The organism is Herbiconiux oxytropis, from assembly GCF_024979315.1.
Lineage (GTDB): Bacteria > Actinomycetota > Actinomycetes > Actinomycetales > Microbacteriaceae > Herbiconiux > Herbiconiux oxytropis.
The window spans coordinates 76,416-97,366 of record NZ_JANLCK010000001.1; the positions used below are offsets into that span (position 1 = coordinate 76,416).

20 protein-coding genes and 2 tRNA genes are annotated in these 20,951 nt (G+C 69.3%); 10 read left to right on the plus strand and 12 right to left on the minus strand.

Translation table 11 applies throughout. The features are described 5' to 3' along the window. Positions 1-15 precede the first annotated feature (15 nt). Positions 16-1,455 carry a helix-turn-helix transcriptional regulator gene (locus N1028_RS00375; protein ID WP_259524766.1) on the minus strand — a complete coding sequence of 480 codons (1,440 nt, stop codon included), beginning with the start codon at positions 1,453-1,455 and terminating at the stop codon, positions 16-18. 112 nt (positions 1,456-1,567) lie between these two features. On the opposite strand from N1028_RS00375, the gene N1028_RS00380 reads away from it, so the two are divergent. From N1028_RS00380 to N1028_RS00395, 4 genes are all read left to right on the plus strand, one after another. Then, positions 1,568-3,412, plus strand: coding sequence for a phosphoenolpyruvate carboxykinase (GTP) (locus N1028_RS00380; protein ID WP_259524767.1), 1,845 nt, complete (start codon positions 1,568-1,570; stop codon positions 3,410-3,412). 132 nt (positions 3,413-3,544) lie between these two features. Next, positions 3,545-6,163, plus strand: a complete 2,619-nt coding sequence (gene valS, locus N1028_RS00385; RefSeq protein WP_259524768.1) for a valine--tRNA ligase — start codon at positions 3,545-3,547, stop codon at positions 6,161-6,163. Beyond that, entirely contained in the window at positions 6,160-6,624 is a 465-nt protein-coding gene (locus N1028_RS00390; RefSeq protein WP_259524769.1) for a GNAT family N-acetyltransferase, read from the plus strand. The genes valS and N1028_RS00390 overlap by 4 nt, the downstream gene beginning before the upstream one ends. After that, positions 6,624-6,866, plus strand: coding sequence for a hypothetical protein (locus N1028_RS00395; protein ID WP_259524770.1), 243 nt, complete (start codon positions 6,624-6,626; stop codon positions 6,864-6,866). Before N1028_RS00390 ends, N1028_RS00395 begins: the two co-directional genes overlap by 1 nt. Positions 6,867-6,888: 22 nt before the next feature. Here N1028_RS00395 and N1028_RS00400 read toward each other — a convergent pair whose 3' ends face one another. The 9 genes from N1028_RS00400 to N1028_RS00440 form a co-directional block, all read right to left on the minus strand. Continuing rightward, positions 6,889-7,869: an aldo/keto reductase gene (locus tag N1028_RS00400; protein ID WP_259524771.1), complete on the minus strand. Its 981-nt coding sequence runs from the start codon at positions 7,867-7,869 to the stop codon at positions 6,889-6,891. Between the two features lie 5 nt (positions 7,870-7,874). Then, positions 7,875-9,053 carry a benzoate/H(+) symporter BenE family transporter gene (locus N1028_RS00405; protein WP_259525316.1) on the minus strand — a complete coding sequence of 393 codons (1,179 nt, stop codon included), beginning with the start codon at positions 9,051-9,053 and terminating at the stop codon, positions 7,875-7,877. A 2-nt stretch (positions 9,054-9,055) separates the two neighbouring features. Then, a complete protein-coding gene (gene clpX, locus N1028_RS00410) occupies positions 9,056-10,333 on the minus strand; it encodes an ATP-dependent Clp protease ATP-binding subunit ClpX (protein WP_259524772.1) in 1,278 nt (425 codons plus the stop codon). Positions 10,334-10,424: 91 nt separating this feature from the next. After that, positions 10,425-11,156 carry an AAA family ATPase gene (locus tag N1028_RS00415; protein WP_259524773.1) on the minus strand — a complete coding sequence of 244 codons (732 nt, stop codon included), beginning with the start codon at positions 11,154-11,156 and terminating at the stop codon, positions 10,425-10,427. Positions 11,157-11,170: 14 nt separating this feature from the next. Beyond that, positions 11,171-11,836 carry an ATP-dependent Clp protease proteolytic subunit gene (locus N1028_RS00420; protein WP_259524774.1) on the minus strand — a complete coding sequence of 222 codons (666 nt, stop codon included), beginning with the start codon at positions 11,834-11,836 and terminating at the stop codon, positions 11,171-11,173. A 36-nt stretch (positions 11,837-11,872) separates the two neighbouring features. Further along, positions 11,873-12,466 (minus strand): ATP-dependent Clp protease proteolytic subunit, encoded by a 594-nt coding sequence (locus N1028_RS00425; RefSeq protein ID WP_259524775.1) that lies wholly within the window; start codon positions 12,464-12,466, stop codon positions 11,873-11,875. Positions 12,467-12,571: 105 nt separating this feature from the next. Continuing rightward, positions 12,572-13,441, minus strand: coding sequence for a CPBP family intramembrane glutamic endopeptidase (locus N1028_RS00430; RefSeq protein ID WP_259524776.1), 870 nt, complete (start codon positions 13,439-13,441; stop codon positions 12,572-12,574). A 97-nt stretch (positions 13,442-13,538) separates the two neighbouring features. Then, a complete protein-coding gene (gene tig, locus N1028_RS00435; protein ID WP_259524777.1) occupies positions 13,539-14,903 on the minus strand; it encodes a trigger factor in 1,365 nt (454 codons plus the stop codon). A gap of 40 nt (positions 14,904-14,943) precedes the next feature. Next, positions 14,944-15,018: transfer RNA gene (locus N1028_RS00440), tRNA-Pro, on the minus strand. A gap of 104 nt (positions 15,019-15,122) precedes the next feature. Here N1028_RS00440 and N1028_RS00445 point away from each other — a divergent pair. Together N1028_RS00445 and N1028_RS00450 are read left to right on the plus strand one after the other, a co-directional pair. Next, a tRNA-Gly gene (locus tag N1028_RS00445) sits at positions 15,123-15,196 on the plus strand. 55 nt (positions 15,197-15,251) lie between these two features. Beyond that, positions 15,252-15,878 carry an ankyrin repeat domain-containing protein gene (locus tag N1028_RS00450; RefSeq protein ID WP_259524778.1) on the plus strand — a complete coding sequence of 209 codons (627 nt, stop codon included), beginning with the start codon at positions 15,252-15,254 and terminating at the stop codon, positions 15,876-15,878. A 38-nt stretch (positions 15,879-15,916) separates the two neighbouring features. Here N1028_RS00450 and N1028_RS00455 read toward each other — a convergent pair whose 3' ends face one another. Beyond that, positions 15,917-17,047: a hypothetical protein gene (locus N1028_RS00455; RefSeq protein ID WP_259524779.1), complete on the minus strand. Its 1,131-nt coding sequence runs from the start codon at positions 17,045-17,047 to the stop codon at positions 15,917-15,919. Between the two features lie 59 nt (positions 17,048-17,106). Between N1028_RS00455 and N1028_RS00460 the strand changes: the two genes are divergently transcribed. From N1028_RS00460 to N1028_RS00475, 4 genes are all read left to right on the plus strand, one after another. Continuing rightward, a complete protein-coding gene (locus N1028_RS00460; RefSeq protein ID WP_259524780.1) occupies positions 17,107-17,502 on the plus strand; it encodes a hypothetical protein in 396 nt (131 codons plus the stop codon). A gap of 1 nt (position 17,503) precedes the next feature. Next, a complete protein-coding gene (locus N1028_RS00465; protein WP_259524781.1) occupies positions 17,504-18,322 on the plus strand; it encodes a nitroreductase family protein in 819 nt (272 codons plus the stop codon). A 31-nt stretch (positions 18,323-18,353) separates the two neighbouring features. After that, the gene (locus tag N1028_RS00470; RefSeq protein WP_259524782.1) at positions 18,354-18,818 is read left to right on the plus strand and encodes a hypothetical protein; all 465 of its coding nucleotides are present in this window, start codon (positions 18,354-18,356) and stop codon (positions 18,816-18,818) included. Positions 18,819-18,903: 85 nt separating this feature from the next. Continuing rightward, complete coding sequence (locus N1028_RS00475; RefSeq protein WP_259524783.1) at positions 18,904-19,389, plus strand: Dps family protein; 486 nt, start codon at positions 18,904-18,906, stop codon at positions 19,387-19,389. A 74-nt stretch (positions 19,390-19,463) separates the two neighbouring features. Here N1028_RS00475 and N1028_RS00480 read toward each other — a convergent pair whose 3' ends face one another. Continuing rightward, the gene (locus N1028_RS00480; protein WP_259524784.1) at positions 19,464-20,951 is read right to left on the minus strand and encodes an amidohydrolase; all 1,488 of its coding nucleotides are present in this window, start codon (positions 20,949-20,951) and stop codon (positions 19,464-19,466) included.

The following is a 20,951-nucleotide window of genomic DNA, read 5'->3' on the forward strand; positions in this document are numbered from 1 at the left end:
AGAGGCGACGGCACGTCAGCTGGCCGAATGCGCCTCGAGGAACTGGAAGACCTCGTTCTCGTCGACCCCAGGGAACTTGCCCGAGGGCAGCGGCGACAGGATGTGCGCGTGCAGCTTGGCGCTCGGCCACGCACTGTCGCTCCACCTCTCGGCGAGCTCGGTGGCGGGCTTCCGGCAGCACGACTCGTCGGGGCAGTAGGAGCGCTGCCTCATCTGGGTGTCGCGGCCCCGGAACCACTTCGCGTCGGCGAACGGCACGCCGAACGAGATCGAGAACTCCCCCGCGTCGGTCTTGCCGGTCTGGGTGGCGCACCAGAAGGTACCGGCCGGGGTGTCGGTGTACTGGTAGAACTCGGTCGTGCGGTTCGTGCGGCCGAGCGCTCCACGGGCCGCCCACTTGCGGCACACCAGCTGCCCTTCCACGGCCCCGGTGACGTCGACGGGGAGCGGCAGGCCGTCGTTCTCGTAGGCCTTGTAGATGGCGCCGTCCTCCCCCACCCGCAGGAAGTGCACCTGCATGTCCAGGTGCACGGTCGACAGGTTGGTCAGCCGCAGCGCCGCGGCCTCGTGGGTCACACCGAACGCGTCGCGGAAGTCCTCCACCGACAGGTCCTTGCGCTGCTTGGCCGCCTGCAGGAAGGCGGCGGAGGCCGTCTCGGGCATGAGGCAGGCGGCGGCGAAGTAGTTGATCTCGAGCCGCTGCTGCAGGAACTCGGCGTAGCTCGAGGGCGGCGTGTGCCCGAGCAGGCGGTGCGCCATCGCCTGCAGCGCCATCGAGCGCAGACCGTGCCCGCCGGGGATGGAGGCGGGCGGAAGGTAGATGCGGCCGTTGGCGAGGTCGGTGACCGAGCGCGCCGAGTGCGGCAGGTCGTCGACGTAGATGAGGGTGAAGCCGAGCTTCTCGGCCAGGAGCGAGACGCTGCGGTGGGTGAGCGCCCCCGAGGTGTGGCCCACGGTGGCGAGTGTCTCCTCAGCCAGACGCTCGAGGTCCGGCAGGTGGTTGCTCCTCGTGCGCATGGCGAGGCGGTTCTCCGTGTTGGCCCGCCTGGCCTCCTCGGGGGTCGCGATCGACTCGCTCGCCCGGCGGCGCAGTTCCCGGTGGAGGCCCACGAGCGATTCGAGGGTCTCGAGGGGAAGCGAGCGGCTCGGTGGCACCGCCGGCAGCCCGAGCGAGGCGTAGAGCGGGCTCTGCTGCGCCTTGGCGAGCTCGATCTCGAGAGCCGTGCGCGCATCCGGGGCCTCGGCACTCAGCAGATCGGGCACGGGCACACCGAGTTGAGCGCCGATGGCCTGCAGCAGCGAGAGCTTCGGCTCGCGTCGGCCGTTCTCGATCAGCGAGAGCTGACTGCCCACCACCCCCACCTTCGCGCCGAGCTGGTCGAGCGTCAGGCCGTGGAGCTTCCGGTGGTGCCGGATGCGCCGACCCAGCGTGATGAGGTCGCTCGCCTCGTCCATTTTGTCTCCTTGTCAAGAAGTGCCGATCTTTACATGAAGATACCGCGGATCACGTCCAAATATCGCGAAGAGTAGAAGAACAGACCCGCAGTTGATGAGAAGAAGGTCACAGATGAGCATCCTCGAGACGAGCAGCATGGTCGATATCGACGGTCCCAGCCGCAACAGCGCGGTCAACGAGTGGGTGCGCGACATCGCGCGGCTCACGAAGCCCGACAGCGTGGTCTGGTGCGACGGCTCGACCCGTGAATGGGACGACCTCACCAAGATGATGGTCGCCCAGGGCACCCTCATCCGACTCAACCCCGAATGGCGCCCCAACAGCTTCCTCGCCCGCAGCGACCCGGCCGACGTGGCGCGCGTCGAGGACCGCACCTTCATCTGCTCCGAGCGCGAGGCGGATGCCGGCCCCACCAACAACTGGAAGAGCCCCTTCGCCATGCGCGAGGAGCTCGACACCCTTTTCGCCGGCAGCATGCGCGGCCGCACGATGTACGTCGTGCCGTTCTCGATGGGCCCCCTCGGCGGCCGGATCTCGCAGCTCGGCGTGCAGGTCACCGACTCCCCCTACGTCGTCGTCAGCATGCAGCTGATGACCCGCATGGGCAAGGCCGCCCTCGACCTGATCGAGGAGGAGACCCCGTGGGTGCCCGCCGTGCACTCGGTCGGAGCGCCCCTCGTCGACGCCGACGGCACCCGCCGCGACGACGTGGCCTGGCCGCACAACCCCACGAAGTACATCAGCCACTTCCCCGAGACCCGGGAGATCTGGTCTTTCGGCTCCGGCTACGGCGGAAACGCCCTGCTCGGCAAGAAGTGCTTCGCCCTGCGCATCGCGAGCGTCATGGCGCGCGACGAGGGCTGGCTCGCCGAGCACATGCTCATCATCAAGATCACCTCGCCCGCCGGCAAGGTCTACCACGTGGCCGCCGCGTTCCCCTCGGCCTGCGGCAAGACGAACCTCGCCATGCTCAACCCGTCGATCCCGGGCTGGAAGGTCGAGACCATCGGCGATGACATCGCCTGGATGCGTCAGGGCCCGGACGGCAAGCTCCGGGCCATCAACCCCGAGCGCGGTTTCTTCGGGGTGGCCCCCGGCACCGGCATCACGACGAACCCCACCGCGGTCGACACCGTGTGGGGCAACTCGATCTTCACCAACGTCGCGCTCCGCGACGACGGCGACATCTGGTGGGAGGGCCTCACCCCCAAGGCTCCCGCGCACCTCATCGACTGGCAGGGCAATGACTGGACGCCTGCGTCGTCGACCCCCGCGGCGCACCCGAACTCGCGCTTCACGGTGACCGCCGACCAGTGCCCCTCGATCGCCTCCGACTGGGACTCCCCGGACGGCGTGCAGATCGACGCGATCCTCTTCGGCGGACGCCGGCCCTCCACGGTGCCGCTCGTCTCCCAGGCCCGGGACTGGACGCACGGCGTGTTCATGGGAGCGACGATGGCCTCCGAGACCACCGCGGCCGCCGAGGGAGCCGTCGGGCGCCTCCGCCACGACCCGTTCGCGATGCTGCCGTTCTGCGGCTACAACATCACCGACTACTTCGCCCACTGGCTGAAGATCGGCGATTCGCTCGGCGACGATGCTCCCCCGGTGTTCTCGGTCAACTGGTTCCGGAAAGATGCCGACGGGAACTTCATCTGGCCCGGTTTCTCCGAGAACGCGCGGGTGCTGGAGTGGATCGTGCGCCGGGTCGAGGGCGAGGTCGAGGTGGTGGAGACCCCCATCGGCAAGCTGCCCAAGGTGCGCGATTTCAACGTCGAGGGGCTCGAGCTGCCCTACGAGCAGCTGCAGGCCATCCTCGCGGTGGACCGGCCGGCCTGGAACCGCGAGGTCGACGAGACCGCGCGCTACTTCGACGAGCTCTCCGAGGGCACCGGATCGGCCGTGCCCGACCGTCTGCTGCGGGAGCTCGCGACGCTGCGGTCGAACATCCGCTGACGCGCTCCTGGCCTCGAGAACGGCCGTCGCCCACGGGGCGGCGGCCGTTCGGCATCCTGCCGAACTGTATTCTGGAGCGACACATCGAGGCACCTCACCACTGACACGGTGCCGCTCATACCTGGAGGTCCCATGACCGCGCACGTGCCCGACAAGCCCGCCCTCGAAGGCCTCGAAGCCAAGTGGGACGCCGAGTGGACGGAGAAGGGCACCTATCTCTTCCCGCGCGACGGCGCCACCCGCGAGACGGTCTACTCGATCGACACCCCGCCGCCCACCGCCTCCGGTTCACTGCACATCGGGCACGTCTTCTCCTACACGCACACCGACGTGATCGCCCGCTACCAGCGCATGACGGGCAAGCGCGTGTTCTACCCCATCGGCTGGGACGACAACGGCCTGCCGACCGAGCGCCGGGTGCAGAACTACTACGGTGTGCGCTGCGACCCCACGCTCCCCTACGACCCCGACTTCACGCCACCCTTCGAGGGCGGCGACAACAAGTCGTCGAAGGCCGCCGACCAGATCCCCATCTCGCGCCGCAACTTCATCGAGCTCTGCGAGGTGCTCACGGTCGAGGACGAGAAGCAGTTCGAGTCGCTCTGGCGAGATCTCGGTCTCTCGGTCGACTGGACCCAGACCTACCGCACCATCTCGCGTGAGTCGCAGGCCGCCTCCCAGCTCGCCTTCCTCCGCAACATCGAGCGCGGTGAGGCTTACCAGGCCATGGCTCCCACGCTCTGGGACGTGACGTTCCGCACCGCCGTGGCGCAGGCCGAGCTCGAGGACAAGGAGCAGCCGGGCGCGTACCACCGGCTCGAGTTCCACGGCGCCGACGGCTCCCCGGTGTTCATCGAGACGACCCGGCCGGAACTGCTGCCCGCCTGCGTGGCGCTCGTGGCGCATCCGGACGACGAGCGCTACCAGGCGCTGTTCGGCACCACTGTCACGACCCCCGTGTTCGGGGTCGAGGTGCCCGTGGTGGCCCACCACCTCGCCCAGCCGGACAAGGGCTCCGGCATCGCGATGGTCTGCACCTTCGGCGACCTCAACGACGTCATCTGGTGGCGCGACCTCGACCTGCCCAACCGCGCGATCATCGGCTTCGACGGTCGTGTGGTGAGCGAGGCTCCGGATGCCATCACCTCCGAGACCGGACGCGACGCCTACGCGCAGCTCGCCGGCAAGACCGTCTTCTCGGCCAAGCAGGCCGTGGTGGAGCTGCTGCGCGGCACCGGCGAGCTGGTCGGCGAGCCCAAGCCCATCACCCACCCCGTGAAGTTCTTCGAGAAGGGCGACCGGCCCCTCGAGATCGTGTCGACGCGCCAGTGGTACATCCGCAACGGCGCCCGCGACGAGGAGCTGCGGGCTCGCCTGCTCGAACTCGGCGCCGAGCTCGAGTGGCACCCCGACTTCATGCGCGTGCGCTACGAGAACTGGGTGGGCGGGCTCACCGGCGACTGGCTCATCTCACGCCAGCGCTTCTTCGGCGTGCCCCTGCCGGTCTGGTACCCGCTCGACGCCGACGGCAACCCCGTGTTCGACCAGCCGATCGTGGCGACCCAGGACATGCTCCCCGTCGACCCCTCCTCGGATGCCGCACCCGGCTACGACGAGTCGCAGCGCGGAGTGCCCGGCGGCTTCCAGGGCGAGGTCGACGTCATGGACACCTGGGCGACCTCCTCGCTCACCCCGCAGCTCGCGGGCGGCTGGGAGCGCGACCAGGAGCTCTGGGAGACCGTGTTCCCGTTCGACCTGCGGCCGCAGGGGCAGGACATCATCCGCACCTGGCTCTTCTCCACCATGCTGCGCTCGACGCTCGAGACCAATGAGAAGCCCTGGGCGCACGCCGCGCTCTCCGGCTTCATCGTCGACCCCGACCGCAAGAAGATGTCGAAGTCGAAGGGCAACGTCGTCACGCCCGCCGACATCCTCGCCAGCCACGGCTCGGATGCCGTGCGCTACTGGGCTGCCTCGTCGCGCCTCGGCACCGACGCGGCCTTCGACGAGAAGAACCCCACCCAGATCAAGATCGGGCGGCGGCTCGCCATCAAGATCCTGAACGCGGCCAAGTTCGTCTACGGCTTCGAGCTGCCCGAGGGTCACTCGACCGTCTCGGAGCCGCTCGACGTGAGCATGCTCACCGAGCTCGACGAGGTGGTGCGCACGGCGACCGCGGCGCTCGACAAGTACGACCACGCGCGCGCCCTCGAGGTCGCGGAGACGTTCTTCTGGACCTTCTGCGACGACTACCTCGAGCTCGTCAAGGAGCGCGCCTACCGCGCCGAGTCCGACCCGGCCGGCAAGGCCTCGGCCGTGCTCGCGCTGCAAGCCGCGGTCGACGTGCTGCTTCGCCTGTTCGCGCCGTATCTGCCCTTCGCCACCGAGGAGGTCTGGTCGTGGACCCACGACGGCTCGGTGCACACGGCCGCGTGGCCCACCACGGTGTCTTCGGCCCTGCCCTCGGGCGTGGTCGCCGAGCTGCCGCAGCACGCCGGGCTCCTGCCGCTGGCCTCGCGGGCCCTCGTCGGCATCCGCCGCGCGAAGACCGACGCCAAGGCCTCGCAGAAGACCCCCGTCGCGACCGCGGTGATCGCCGGCCCCGCCGAAGAGATCGCGCTGCTGGAGCTCGCCGCCGCCGACCTTCAGGCGGTGGGCCGGATCGCCGGGCTGTCGTTCGCCACGGGCGATGAGCTCGTGGTGCAGGATGTAGTTCTAGCGCCCGAGGACAAGCCGGAGGCGACAGCATGAGCCAGGAGGCGACGATGCCGATCGAGGTCAGACCGGTCGCGGCGGGAGAGTTCTTCCCCTGGCACGCGGTGTACACGGGCTACGGCGAGTTCTACGAGGCGCCGCTGCACGACGAGAAGGCCGTGCTCGTGTGGAGCTGGATCATCGACGACGCCCACGAGCTCGAGTGCCTCGTGGCCGTCGACGACGAGGGTTCGCTCGTGGGGGTGGCCCACTACCGCTCGTTCAGCCGCCCGCTCGACGGCTCGAAGGGCATCTACATCGACGATCTCTTCGTGCTGCCCGAGGCCCGCAAACAGGGAATCGGCCGAGCCCTGATCGAGGGCGTGGCCGAGGTGGGGCGCGCCCGCAAGGCCAGCATCCTGCGCTGGATCACGGCGAAGGACAACGAGGCCGCCCGCGCCCTCTACGACCAGGTCGCCGAGAAGACCAAGTGGGTCACCTACGACAAGGCGCTCTGATGATGATCCAGCTCGGCACCCGTTGGCTCGTCGGCGACGAGCCGCCCTCCAAGCTCCCGCAGGCCGTGATCGACGCGATCTACGAGGTCGAGGGCGAGCTCGCCGAACAGGGCGTCGACGCCTCCGACTGGAGCTGGACGCTGACGTGGCTCGAGGGGCGGCCCGTCGTCGAGCTCGACGACGAGACCGTGGTGGAGTACGACGCGGCGAACGACGCGGCGGTAGTGACCCCAGGCTCCTGAGAGACGAGGGTCTGCCCTCCCCTTACTCGAAGCCCTCGGGGTTTCGGGGGGTGTAGGGGGCCTCGAGGGACGCCAGTTCTTCGGGGGTGAGGGTGATGGTGGTGCTGGCTACCGCGTCGTCGATGTGGTGGGGCTTCGTGGCGCCGACTATGGGGGACGTGACCGCGGGCTGCTGGCGCACCCAGGCGAGCGCCACCTGGGCTCGCGGGATGCCGCGGGCGTCGGCCACCCGGGCGACGGCCTCGGTGATGGCGCGGTCGGCGTCCTCGGCCTGGTTGTACATCGACTGGGTCACGAGGTCGGTGCCGGTGCGCGACGTCTCCTCGCCCCAGGGGCGGGTGAGGCGGCCACGGGCCAGCGGGCTCCAGGGAAGCACGCCCACGCCCTGGTCGAGGGCGTACGGGTGCATCTCGCGCTCCTCCTCGCGCTGCAGCAGGTTGTACTGGTCCTGCATCGAGACGAACCTGGTCCAGCCCCCGAGGTCGGCCGCGTGCTGCATCGTGGCGAACTGCCACGCCCACATCGACGAGGCGCCGATGTAGCGCGCCTTGCCCGACTTCACGACGTCGTGCAGGGCCTCCATCGTCTCCTCCACCGGGGTCTCGGGGTCGAAGCGGTGGATCTGGTACAGGTCGACGTAGTCGGTGCCGAGCCTGCGGAGGCTGTCGTCGATCGCGGTGAGGATGTGCCGCCGCGAGAGCCCACCGCCGTTGGCCGAGGGGCGCGAGGGGAAGAACACCTTGGTGGCGATCTCGATCTCCTCGCGCTGCGCGATCTCGCCGAGCACACGGCCCACGATCTCCTCGCTCGTGCCGTCGGAGTACATGTCGGCGGTGTCGTAGGTCGTGATGCCGGCCTCGAGCGCGCGCTCGAAGAAGGGCCTCGACTCGACCTCGGGCATGGTCCACGAGTGCGGGCCACGGTGGGGCTCGCCGTAGCTCATGCAGCCGAGGACGACGGGCGAGATCTTCAGGCCTGAGCGGCCCAGACGGACGGGTTCCATGGTGTTCATCCTTTCGCGACGGTGCGGGGAGTGCTCCGACGCCAGGGGAAGGCGCTCCAGAGCATGACGACGCCGCCCACCAGCAGACCCCAGAAGGCGGAGCCGATGCTGACGATGACGACGCCGGAGGCGGTGACGAGGAAGGTGGCGATGGCCGGGATGCGATGGGCCGGGTTCTCCAGCGCCGAGACGACCGCCGAGACGAGCGCCCCGAGCAGTGCCAGCCCGGCCACAGCGGTGATGAGCACGGGTGGGGCCGCCGAGATGAGGGCCGTCGCCACGCCGGCCGCGAGCCCGAGCACGATGAACAGGATGCCGGAGGTGACGGTGGCCACCCACCGCTTCGACTTGTCCGGGTGCGAGTCGGGACCGGCCATGAGCGCCGCCGTGATGGCGGCGAGGTTGACGGCGTGCCCGCCGAAGAACGAACCCGCCATGGTGCCGAGCCCCGAGGCGAGAAGGGCCGGCCGCGGCGGCACCGTGTAGCCGAACGTCGACATCACGGCGAAGCCGGGCACGTTCTGGCCCGCCATCGTGACGATGAACAGGGGCAGCCCGAGGCTCACGATCACGAGCGGGTCGAACTGCGGCACCACGAACGTGACCTGCGGCAGGAGGCTCACCCCCGCGAGCGCGTTCGGGCCTGCACTCACGCCGATGCCGACGAGCGCCACGACCATGGCGGCCGGCACCGCCCAGCGCGGGGCGAAGCGGAAGAGCACGAGCCAGGTCAGGATGACCGGCAGCGCGAGCCACGGGATCTCGACCGCCGCCGTGATGGGCGCGAGGCAGATGGGGAAAAGGATGCCGGCGAGCATCGCGCTCGCGAGCGGCTTCGGGATGCGCGTGATGGCCCGGCCGAGAGCCGGCCACAGCCCGCAGAGCAGGATCAGCGTGCCGCAGACGAGGAACGCGCCCACAGCCGCGCCGAAGTCGTCGGTCGTGGCGGCCGCCGCGACGAGGAGGGCCGCGCCGGGAGTCGACCACGCGAACGAGATCGGCATCCTGAATCGCCACGCGAGCAGGATGCAGCACAATCCGCTGATGACGCACACCGCGAGGAGGCCGCTCGAGGCCTGCTGGCCGGTGGCCCCGACGGCCCTGAGCCCCGCGACGACCAGCACGAACGAGCTGGCGAACCCGGTGAGGGCGGAGACGATCCCCGCCGAGATCGGCTGGATGATGGCTAGGCCGACTTCTCCTCGCGACGTGCCTTGCGCGGCACGATCGTGGGAGCGGCGTTCTCGAGCACGGCATCGCGGGTGACGATCACGCCGGCCACCTCGTCGGTGGAGGGCACCTCGAACATGATGGGGCCGAGCACCTCCTCCATGATGGCGCGGAGTCCGCGAGCACCGGTCTGGCGGAGCACCGCGAGATCGGCGATGGCCTCGAGGGCATCGGTCTCGAACTCGAGCTCCACGCCGTCGAGCTCGAACATGCGCTGATATTGGCGCACGAGGGCGTTGCGCGGCTCGGTGAGGATCTGCATGAGCGCGGCCTGGTCGAGCGGGGTGACCGTGGTGACCACGGGAAGGCGCCCGATGAACTCGGGGATGAGACCGAACTTGTGCAGGTCCTCCGGCAGCACCTCGCCGAAGAGGTTGGCTTCGGCCTTCTTGCTGTAGAGCGGCGAGTTGAAGCCGATGCCGCGACGGCCCGCACGCTGGGAGATGATCTCCTCGAGCCCCGAGAAGGCGCCCGCCACGATGAAGAGCACGTTCGTGGTGTCGATCTGGATGAACTCCTGGTGCGGATGCTTGCGCCCGCCCTGCGGCGGCACGCTCGCCACGGTGCCCTCGAGGATCTTCAGCAGCGCCTGCTGCACGCCCTCGCCCGACACGTCACGCGTGATCGAGGGGTTCTCGGCCTTGCGAGCGATCTTGTCGACCTCGTCGATGTAGATGATGCCGGTCTCGGCGCGCTTCACGTCGTAGTCGGCGGCCTGGATGAGCTTCAGCAGGATGTTCTCGACGTCTTCGCCGACGTAGCCGGCCTCGGTGAGCGCCGTCGCATCCGCCACCGCGAAGGGCACGTTGAGCCGCTTCGCCAGGGTCTGCGCCAGGTAGGTCTTGCCGCAACCGGTGGGGCCGATGAGAAGGATGTTGCTCTTGGCGATCTCGACCTCGGAGGCCTGCGCCTCGGCCGAGACGATGGCCGTGCGGGCCTTGGTGCGCTTGTAGTGGTTGTAGACGGCCACGCTCAGGGCACGCTTGGCGGCATCCTGACCGATGACGTACTCCTCGAGGAAGGAGTAGATCTCTTTCGGCTTCGGAAGCTCGAACTCGCCGGCCGCTTCTTCGCTGGCCTCGGAGAGACGCTCCTCGATGATCTCGTTGCAGAGCTCGACGCACTCGTCGCAGATGTAGACGCCGGGCCCGGCGATGAGCTGCTGCACCTGCTTCTGGCTCTTTCCGCAGAACGAGCACTTGAGCAGATCGGCGCTCTCACCTATGCGTGCCATGCCCAGCCTCCTAAACGCTGTCTTCTCACGAGCCTAACCCGAACGCCCGACACTGCTCGACAACCACGCAGGATTGGGCCGACACCCGTCGTCAATCGAGCAGGTGCCGCAGGTAGCGGCCCGGCGCCTCGAGGAAGCTCCGCCAGTGCTGCACGATCTCGAGCTCCTCCCACGTGGTCTCGCGGATGCCCCACTCCCCCAGTTCGAGGATCGTGGCCCCCGGGAGCGACGCCAGCACCGGCGAGTGCGTGGCGCAGACGATCTGCGCCCCCGCCTTCGCCAGGGCGTCGAGCTGGGCCATGTAGCGCAGCGTCGACTGAAATGACAGGGCCGCCTCCGGCTCGTCGAGGCAGAAGAAGCCCGGCGAGTCGATCTTGCGCTCGAGCAGGGCGAGGAACGACTCGCCATGGCTCATCTCGTGCAGGTCGGCGTCCTGGTAGCCGAGCGACTCGAGGTAGCTGTAGTAGCCGTGCATGGTCTCGGCGCGGAGGAAGAAGCCCCACGTGGGCGACACCAGCCCGCGCCGGAGCTTCAGCCACTCCCCCAGCGGCGACTCGCTCGAGCGCGTGGCGGCGCCGCCGTTGCGGCTGCCGCCCTCGGCCGGGAAGCCGAAGGCCATGGCGATGCCCTCGAGCACCGTCGACTTGCCGCTGCCGTTCTCGCCCACGAGGAACGTGACCCCGGCGGGCAGCTCGAGGCCGCGGCCGAGCTGCGCGACGGCGGGGACCGTCATGGGCCACGAACCGGCGACAGCCGGGGCATCCGCGAAGAAGGATATCTCGCGGATGGCCCGGCTGTCGTGCAACCAGTCCTGGTCGCCCATGTCGGTGCGGCGGGTCAGCTGACCAGTGCCGGCACGTTCTTGCGCGACGAGAGCACCTGGTCGATGAGGCCGTACTCGAGGGCCTCGTTCGCCGACAGGATCTTGTCGCGGTCGATGTCCTTGTTGACCTCTTCGGGGGTGCGCTTGGAGTGGTGCGAGAGGGTGGTCTCGAGCCACGAGCGCATGCGCAGGATCTCGCGCGCCTGGATCTCGATGTCCGAGGCCTGTCCGCCGCCCTGGCCGGTGGCCGGCTGGTGGATGAGGATACGGGCGTTCGGGAGCGCGAGGCGCTTGCCGGGGCTGCCGGCCGCGAGCAGCACGGCGGCGGCGGAGGCCGCCTGGCCGAGGCACACGGTCTGGATCTGCGGGCGCACGTACTGCATCGTGTCGTAGATCGCGGTCATCGCGGTGAACGAGCCACCGGGCGAGTTGATGTACATCTCGATGTCGCGGTCGGGATCCTGCGACTCGAGCACGAGCAGCTGGGCCATCACGTCGTCGGCCGACGCGTCGTCGATCTGCACGCCGAGGAAGATGATGCGGTCCTCGAACAGCTTCGCGTACGGGTCCTGGCGCTTGAAGCCGTAGGCCGTGCGCTCCTCGAAGCTCGGCAGGATGTAGCGGTCGGTCGGCATGGTGCCGTTGCCGTAGGCGCTCGCACCGAAAGTGGGGGTTTCCATGAGTTCTCTTTACCTGTTCTCTCGAAAGATCCGGTGCTAGTTGTCTGCTTCGATGGTGCCGCCGCCGCCGACGACGTCGGTGGCGAACTCGCGCACGTGGTCGACGAAGCCGTACTCGAGGGCCTCCTGCGCGCTGAACCAGCGGTCGCGGTCACCGTCTTCGTTGACCTGCTCGACGGTCTTGCCCGTCTGGTCGGCGGTGATCTGGGCGAGGGTGTGCTTCATGCTCAGGATGAGCTGCGCCTGGGTCTGGATGTCGCTCGCGGTGCCGCCGAAGCCGCCGTGCGGCTGGTGCAGGAGCACGCGGGCGTTGGGCGTGATGTAGCGCTTGCCCTTGGTGCCGCTCGTGAGGAGGAACTGGCCCATCGAGGCCGCCATCCCGATGCCCACGGTCACGATGTCGTTCGGCACGAACTTCATCGTGTCGTAGATCGCCATGCCGGCCGTGATCGAGCCGCCGGGCGAGTTGATGTAGAGGTAGATGTCGCGCTCGGGGTCCTCGGCCGCCAGGAGCAGGATCTTGGCGCAGATCTCGTTGGCGTTGTCGTCACGCACCTCGGATCCGAGCCAGATGATGCGGTCCTTCAGCAGTCGGTCGAAGACGCTGGATGGGAGAGCCTGTTCGGCCATGTGTGTCGCTCCAATTCGCTTGCAGTGGTTTGAATCTACTGGAGCCGTCCCGCCTCGGCGCCCGTGTTCGCCGTCGGCAGAGTCCGGCGCTGGATCGGCCGCCTCTCAGCCGACCAGGAAGAACGGCGGCCAGCCCGGATTGTGGGCCCGCGCGATGACGAGGAAGACCACCGCGTCGAACAGCAGGTGCACCGTGACGACGTAGGCGAGTGACCTCGTGCGCACGAAGATGAAGCCCTGCAGCAGGGCGAAGGGGATCGTGAGCAGGGGGCCCCAGGCCTGGTAGCCGAGCTCCCAGAGGAACGAGACGAACACGATGGTCTGCAGGAGGTTCGCCGCCCAGAACGGGAAGTGACGGCGCAGCAGGGCGAAGATCGTGCAGATGAAGAAGAGTTCGTCCCAGGTGCCCACGGCGTTCACGCCCACGAAGAGCCGGGCGAGCTCGGAGGGCTCGGCCACCGTGGGCCAGTTGAGGTACACACCCGAGGTGATGAAGTAGAACGGCAGGATGAACCAGCCGAGGCCGATCACGAGCGCGATGTAGCCCCAGTGGAATCGGCCCCACCGGCCGCCTCCGCGCCAGGGGAACCGGATCGCGTGATCCTTGAAGACGAAGCGCGAGATCAGGTAGGGCGCGGCCACCGCGACGGCGAGCACCGTGCCCATCAGCACCATGTTGCCCCAGCCGATGTCGGCCTTCACCGAGATGGTGCTCACGATGCTCTGGCCGAGCGCCACCAGCAAGAGGTCGCGGCCGAGGCCGGCCGTCGTGAGCCCGCGCCGCTCGAGGAGGAAGGCGAGGCCGACACCCAGCACGAGCATCGTGTAGCCCGGGATCGGGGTCAGCAGCGCGAAGATGAAGAAGGCTGCCGCGCACACGAGGAAGGCCGGCACGAGGCCCCAGTTCGCCCAGCGGCGATCCCCGTCGTCGAGCGCGTGGGGATGGGCGGGGGCGTCTTTCGTCGGCGCGGCCATGCCCCCAGTGTGACGGTGTCGGGAGCATCCCGCACGCCCTCATGCGAAAGGGCCCGCATCCGCTGGATGCAGGCCCTTTCGGAACGAGGTGTCGCGACTAGTGCGAGTGGCCCTCGTGGTCGTCGTGGTCGTGACCGGCCGGCTCGTCGGCGGCGTCGAGGAGGTTGTCGCCCTCCTCGTCGTCGGCCGCGAGGGTCGTGAACTCGGAGATGTCGACGGCCTTGCCGTCGGTGTCGACGACCTTGGCCTTCGAGAGCACGATGGCGAGGGCCTTGTTGCGGGCCACCTCGGCCACCATCGCCGGGATCTGGTTGGACTCGGAGAGGATCTTGACGAACTCGTTCGGCTCCATGCCGTACTGGGCGGCGGACTGCACGAGGTACTGGGTCAGCTCGTCCTGCGAGACCTTGACCTGCTCCTTGTCGACGACCGCGTCGAGCAGGATCTGGGTCTTGAACGTGTTGGTCGAGGACTCGGTGACCTCGGCGCGGTGCTCGTCGTCCTCGAGGCGGCTCTCGCCCTCGAGGTGACGGTGCACCTCGTCTTCGATGAGCGCGGGCGGCACCGGGATCTCGACCTTCTCGAGGAGCGACTCCACGATCTTGGTGCGGGCCTCGGAGGCCTGACCGAACGCCTTCTGCTTCTCGACCTGCTCCTTGAGCGACTTCTTCAGCTCGTCGAGAGTGTCGAACTCGCTCGCGATCTGGGCGAAGTCGTCGTCGGCCTCGGGGAGCTCGCGCTCCTTGACGGCGTTGAGGGTGACGGTCACGAGGGCGTCGCGACCGGCGTACTCGCCGCCGAGCAGGGGGGCCTCGAAGGTGGTGGTCTCGCCGGCGGTGAGGGTGTCGAGGGCCTCGTCGATGCCTTCGAGCAGCTCGCCCGAACCGATCTCGTAGGAGATTCCGGAGGCGGTGTCGACCTCGACGTCGTCGACGGTGGCCACGAGGTCGAGCTGGGCGAAGTCGCCCTTCTTGGCGGGGCGCTCCACGGTCACGAGGGTGCCGAAGCGGCTGCGCAGGCGCTCGAGCTCCTCGTCGACATCGCTGTCGGCGACGACGGCGGGCTCGACGGCGACCTCGTAGCCCTCGTAGTCGGGGAGGTCGATCTCGGGGCGCACATCGACCTCGATGGCGAGCTCGAGGTCGCCCGAGAAGTCGGCGGCCTTGGGCCACTCGACGATGTCGGCCTGCGGGCGGCCGAGCGGGCGCAGCTCGTTCTCGGTCACGGCCTCGCGGTAGAAGCGGTCGAGGCCGTCGTTGACGGCGTGCTCGAGCACGGCCTCTTTGCCGACGCGCTGGTTGATGATGGGCGGCGGAACCTTGCCCTTGCGGAAGCCGGGGATGTTGATCTGCTCAGCGATGTGGCTGTAAGCGTGATCGATGCTGGGCTTCAGCTCATCCGGGGTGACGAAGATCTGGATCTTCACGCGGGTGGGGCTGAGCTTTTCGACCGAGGTCTTCACGTTGGGTCTCTCCTGATGGTTTCTGTGGTTCGGTGTCGTGTCGGGGCGACAGGATTCGAACCTGCGACCTCCCGCTCCCAAAGCGGGCGCTCTAGCCAAGCTGAGCTACGCCCCGGTGGCGAAATGGCCTCGGCAACTCTACCGCACGCCCGACACTGGTCACACAGCGCCTTCGAAGCTGTACTACGATGTTGCGAGTGCCCGGCTCACGCCGTGCCCGGGGATGTAGCTCAATGGTAGAGCCTCAGTCTTCCAAACTGATCACGCGGGTTCGATTCCCGTCATCCCCTCCAGAAAACGACCGACGCGCTCCCTGACGCATCCATTCGGCGATGGAGAGGCGAAGCCGTGGGCGACAAGGATGGCTTCCCTTGGGAGCTTCCGGACGTGATCCGGGCCGCCTACTTCGGTGACCTGCCGGCCCTCGTTCGATCCCTCCAGCGCGATGACGTGAACACCTCCGACGGATGCGGGTGGACGGCGCTGCACGCGGCTGCCTCGATGAATCATCTCGCTGTGGTCGCCCGTCTGATCAGCGCGGGCGCCGACGTGAACTCCAGGACCAGCGATGGGATGACCGTCCTGTGCAATGCCGCGTCCTCCGCAAGCGGATCGATGATCCGGCTGCTCATTCGAGCCGGAGCGGTCGTCGGTGCCGCCGACGCGAGCGGAACCACCCCGCTCCATCGTGCTGCGGAGTGGGACAATCTCGCCGCAGTCCGCACCTTGCTGCGGGCCGGTGCGGACCTGGGCGCACTGGACGACGCTCAGTACAGCCCCCTCATGCGAGCGGCCGAATCGGGGGCCGCGGTGGTCTCTGCTGAAGGCGTGCGGGCCTACGACCGCTGTCCGAGCCATGACGCCATCGTCGACCTGACGTTGGCTTCACTCCTGGCGAGCGAGTTCGACCACATGAGCCTGGCGATGGAGCTGCTCAGCGCCTCACAGCGCATTCGTCGCTCGATGTCGCCGTAGCTGGCGGGATGAGGGAGTTCGTGATCGCGTCCTCCGGACTACCGCGTGAAACGGGCGGGGAGGTACTCGGGGCCGGGAGCGACCTGGTAGACGACCGCGGCGGATGCGCCGGCGGCGTCCGGGAACGAGTAGCCCTCGATCGAGGTGACCGTCTGGCCCGCAGCGATCGTGGCGACCGGCGGCACACCCGGCATCGAGTTGGCCTCGTCGACCACCACGCTCCCCGGCTGCCCGTCGGCGGTCACGAGCGTGAACGGGAAGAGCTCGTAGTCGGCCGCGGTGCCGTTGTAGATCGTGACGGTGAAGGAGAGGGCGAGGTCGCCCTCGAGCCCGGCGGCCTCGGCCGACGGCGTGAACGGGAGCGGCTCGCTCACGGCGATCTGCATGCCGTCGTCGTAGGTGACGGTCTGGCCGAAGGTGGCCGGGACCGACTCCGTGGCCGCCGCATCGGGCTCCTGGGCTGTGGGCGCCGGAGCAGGCGCGGCAGCTCCGCCACCGACGGAGGACAGCAGGCCCGCCGTGTAGACGACGGCCAGAACGATCGAGAGCACGAACGCGAGGCCGGAGAGGACGGTGCCCGCGAGGGCGAGCGCGCGGGGACGACGACGGCGGACGAGCGCGACCGCTCCGAGCACGACTCCGGCGACCGCGAGCAGCCAGGCTCCGTAGTTGACGATCGGCACGAACGCGAGGGCGAGGGCGACGGTCCCCACCACGACGGCCGAGACGACGAGCGGGCTCAGCCGGCCGGCGCGAGCAGACCCCTCGGCGCGAGATGAGGAGCGGGATGCGGTGCGGCGCGGCTCGGCGCGCGAGCGGACCGTCTTGACGTAGGGAGTCCTGCCTGGCGCAGGCGACGAGACCGGCGCAGTCGACGATACGGGCGTGGGCGAGGGCCGTGCAGCGGCGGACGTCTGAACATCGACCGGTGGAAGGGCCGGCGCGAACGGCCGCGCCCGGCCCGCAGGAGCCATGGCCTCCAGGGGGCTCTTCGGCGGCGCATCCGGGTCGACCCCGTGCGGCAGCGGAGGCAGAGCGGGGTGCTTCGGCGCCGCAGCCTCGGGCGCATCCGTCGACGACGGAGCGGACCCCTCGTCCGCGCCCGTCGAGTACCCCGAAGGGAGCTCGGGAACCGGCGGAAGGTCGGAGGGCGGTGGCTCGTTCGTCATCGCTTTCAGTGTGTCACGGCCCGATGCGGCCCGGGCACCGGCCCGCGTAGTCTGGCCGCATGGGACCGCAGCCGCTCTTCGCCGCAGCCGCCGCGAGCTACACGGCCAACTGCGCGCTCGGCGCATCCGTTGCCCTTCGCCTCGTCGACACGAGCGGATTCCGGTGGCTGCACCACGCCATCTACATCGCCACCTGCGTGCTCGCCGCATCCGCTGCGCTCACGCCGTTCGCGGCGAGCGGCCCGGGCGAACGAGGCAGGGCGCCGCATCCGCGCACCGCGCTCGCCGCCCTCGCCCTGGCCCCCGCCGCGGTGCCGCTCGCGCTCATCCCCCGCATCAGTGCCCGCTCGAGCGGGCACGTGAAGCTCGCCCTCACGGCCGCACCGTTCTTCGTCGCAGGCCTCCTGCTCTCGGCGCGCCCCGCATCCACTCACCGCCGCCCCGGAGGGAAGTGACATGGAGTTCCTCGACGTCGTGCGACGCCGGAAGACCACCAACGGGCCCTTCCGCCCGGATGCCGTGAGCCGGGAGCACCAGCGACTCCTCATGGAGGTGGCAGGGCGGGCCCCCTCGCAGCTGAACAGCCAGCCGTGGCGGTTCCTACTCGTGGACGATCGCGCCGTGATCGAGCGGATCGCCGGCATCAGCGGCGAGAGCATGACGGAGGCGATGTCGAACGGCACGTTCTTCGAGCGTTACAAGCCCTACTTCCGCTTCAGCGCCGACGAGATGCGGCAGAAGCGCAGCGGCATGCTCTTCGACAAGCTGCCGGCGGCGCTCAGGCCTTTCACCAAGCAGGTCTTCACCCCGCGCGGACAGAAGCTCATGAACACCTTCCGGGTGCCGCAGACGCTAGGCGAGGAGAACCGCGCACTCGTGGCGGGGTCGCCGCTGCTGATCGGCGTGATGCTCGACCGCGCCGAGTACCGGCCAGGTGAGCTGAGCTCCTTCTACTCCGTGTTCAGCATGGGCGCTGCGATGGAGAACATCTGGCTGACCACGGTGGAGCTCGGCATGGGCATCCAGTTCGTGTCGTTCCCGATGGAGGTGCCGGGCCGCTGGGCGCAGATCGAGGAGCTGCTCGGCGTGCCCGACGACCTCGAGCTGATGGCCGTCTACCGCCTCGGCTACCTCCCGCACGACGCGAAGCGGCCGGCGATCGACTGGTCGAGCCACGAGCGCAAACTGCCGTCGCAGTACGTCTTCCGCAACACCTGCGCCACTCCGGAGACCGATTGGGACGAGGACGGGACACCCGGATCCCCTAGTCTCTGAATCACACCCGCTCGACGAAAGGCGCCGACGCATGTCCCGTTCAGAACTCTCCGGCCCGGAATTCACCGGAGAAACCGCGCTGCAGGCCGCGCCCTGGGAGCTCAAGCTCTCGTTCGGACTGTGGCTGGCCGAGGCCATCCTCGGCATCGTGAACGGCGTGCTCGTGATCGCCGCCGCCGGCCTCGTGCTGGCTGTGGCGGGTGCCGACGGCGCCGCGGCCGAGGCGACCCTCGCCATCATGACCGTGATCGGCGTGGTCCTCATGCTCGTGGCCGTGTTCCGGATCGTGGCCGCCGTCTTCATGCTGCGGGGCCGTGTGTGGGCGCGCAACACCCTCACCATCCTCGGCGTGCTCGGGCTCTTCGGCATCATCCTCGAGTTCCAGGCGAACCCGGCCGTCGCGATCGCCCACGCCCTCGTGCTCGTGGTGGCCCTCATCACGATGTTCCTGCCCAACTCGAACGCCTACTTCCGGGCCCCGTTCCCCGCCAAGTAGCGGCGGTTAGCCCAGCCTCAGCTTGCTTGCGGAAGATTTTCAGCTGAGTAGCGTTGGGATGAGTAGGGACGAAAGGACACCGACCATGACTGAAGTCATCACCACCCCCACCAGCACCACGAGCCCCGATGTGGCCGCCGCGGCAGCCCAGTTCCTGAGCCCCGTGGTGATCGAGCTGCAGGCCCTCGCGGTCAACGGCAAGCAGGCGCACTGGCACGTGCGCGGATCGAACTTCATCGGTGTCCACGAGCTCCTCGACACCGTGGTGGAGCACGCTCAGGACTACGCCGACACCGCCGCCGAGCGCGTCGTCGCCCTGGGGCTCCCGATCGACGCCCGCATCCAGACGGTCGCCGCCAAGACGGGCACCGCCCCGATGCCCGCCGGCTTCCAGAAGTCGGATGCGACGATCGCGACCATCATCGGCCAGATCGATGTGGCGCTCGCCGTGGTCAACAAGGCCGTCAAGGAGCTCGCCGAGATCGACGCCTCCAGTCAGGACGTCGCGATCGAGATCGCCCGCGGCCTCGACAAGGACCGCTGGTTCCTCTTCGCTCACATCTCCGAGTAGAGCCTTCCACCCTCGCGAACGGCGGGTGCACCCTTCGGGGCGCACTCGCCGTTCGGCGTTCCGGGCCACTCAGGTCAGAGGCTCGCGTGCGTGGGGCGGCCGGCGAGGAGAGTGAGGGCGACCGGCATGGTGCGGAGCTCGTCGGGCGAGGCGGCGAGCGGATCACGGTCGAGAGCCACGAGGTCGGCGACGTCGCCCACCGCGATGCCCTCCCGGCCCCGCGCCGACGCCGCGAGGGCTGCTGCCGCGGGGATCCGCTGCTCGGGATGCCACGGGGCGCGGCCGTCACGTTCCCTGCCCACGGCGGCGGCCATCGTGACCCAGGGGTCGAGCGGCGCCACGGGAGCATCGGAGCCGAGTGCGATCCGCGCCCCCGCGTCGAGCAGGGCGGCGAGGGCGAAGGCCCGCCCCGTGCGCCCGGCCCAGAAGCGGTCGGCCACGTCGCGGTCGTCGAGCGCGTGCTCGGGCTGCACGCTCGCGACCGCGCCGAGCGCGGCGAAGCGCGAGAACTCCTCGGGCGCGAGCAGCTGCGCGTGCTCGATCGATCCCGTGCTGCCCGTGGCCGCGAAGGCATCGAGCGCGAGCCGGTTGGCGTGGTCGCCGATGGCGTGCACGGCGACCGCGAACCCGGCCGCGCTCGCGCGGGCGAGCAGGGGTTCGAGCTCGCGCGGTTCGACGGCGAGCACGCCGCGGGACTCCGGGCGGCCCTCGAGCCCCGGGTACTCGTCGAAGCAGAAGGCCGTGCGGGTGTTGAGCGAGCCGTCGGTGATGACCTTGAACGGTCCCACCATCACGAGATCGGTCACCGCGTCGCCCGTGCGGAGGCCCTCGGCGATCGCGCGCTCGAGATGCTGCGGGTAGACGCCGAACTCCACCCGCAGGAGGTCGTGGCCGGTGGCTGAACGGCGCAGCCAGACCTCGTGGTTCCAGGCCATCTCGAGGTCGACGATGCCCACGACACCGCGCGCGGCGGCGGCGCGGGCCGCGTCCAGCGCCCAGACGTCGCTCGTGGCGGCGGGCACGTCATCGAGGGCGCGGTGCACCGCGAAGGCGTCCTCCTCGCGCAGCACGCCATCCGGATGCCCCGTGACGCCGAACGAGGTGAGAGCGGCCGTGTTGAGCCAGCAGCAGTGCAGGTCGGCACTGATGAGCACCACCGGGCGGTCGCCCGTGACGACGTCGAGGGCCTCGGCCGTCGGTGCGTCGCTCCAGAGGCCGTCGCGGAAGCCGATGCCCACGAGGAGGGCGGGCGCCGCGGGGGCGGCCACCCTGGCGTGCGCTCCCGTCGCCCCCCTGACCAGCGCCACCGTCTCCGCCGCGGAGCGAGCTCTCGAGACGTCGAGCCGCCGGGCCGACGACGCCCACTGGGTGAAGTGCACGTGGTTGTCCCAGAGACCGGGCACGAGCCAGCGGCCGTCGAGACGGATCCGCTCGGAGTCCGGGCCCGCCGCGACCGCTCCGGCCGGGCCGATCCCGGTCACGACGCCGTCGTCGATCCGCACGTCGACCGGGGTGCCGACTCCGGGCAGGCGCGCGCCGGCGAGCAGCAGCGGACCGCTCAC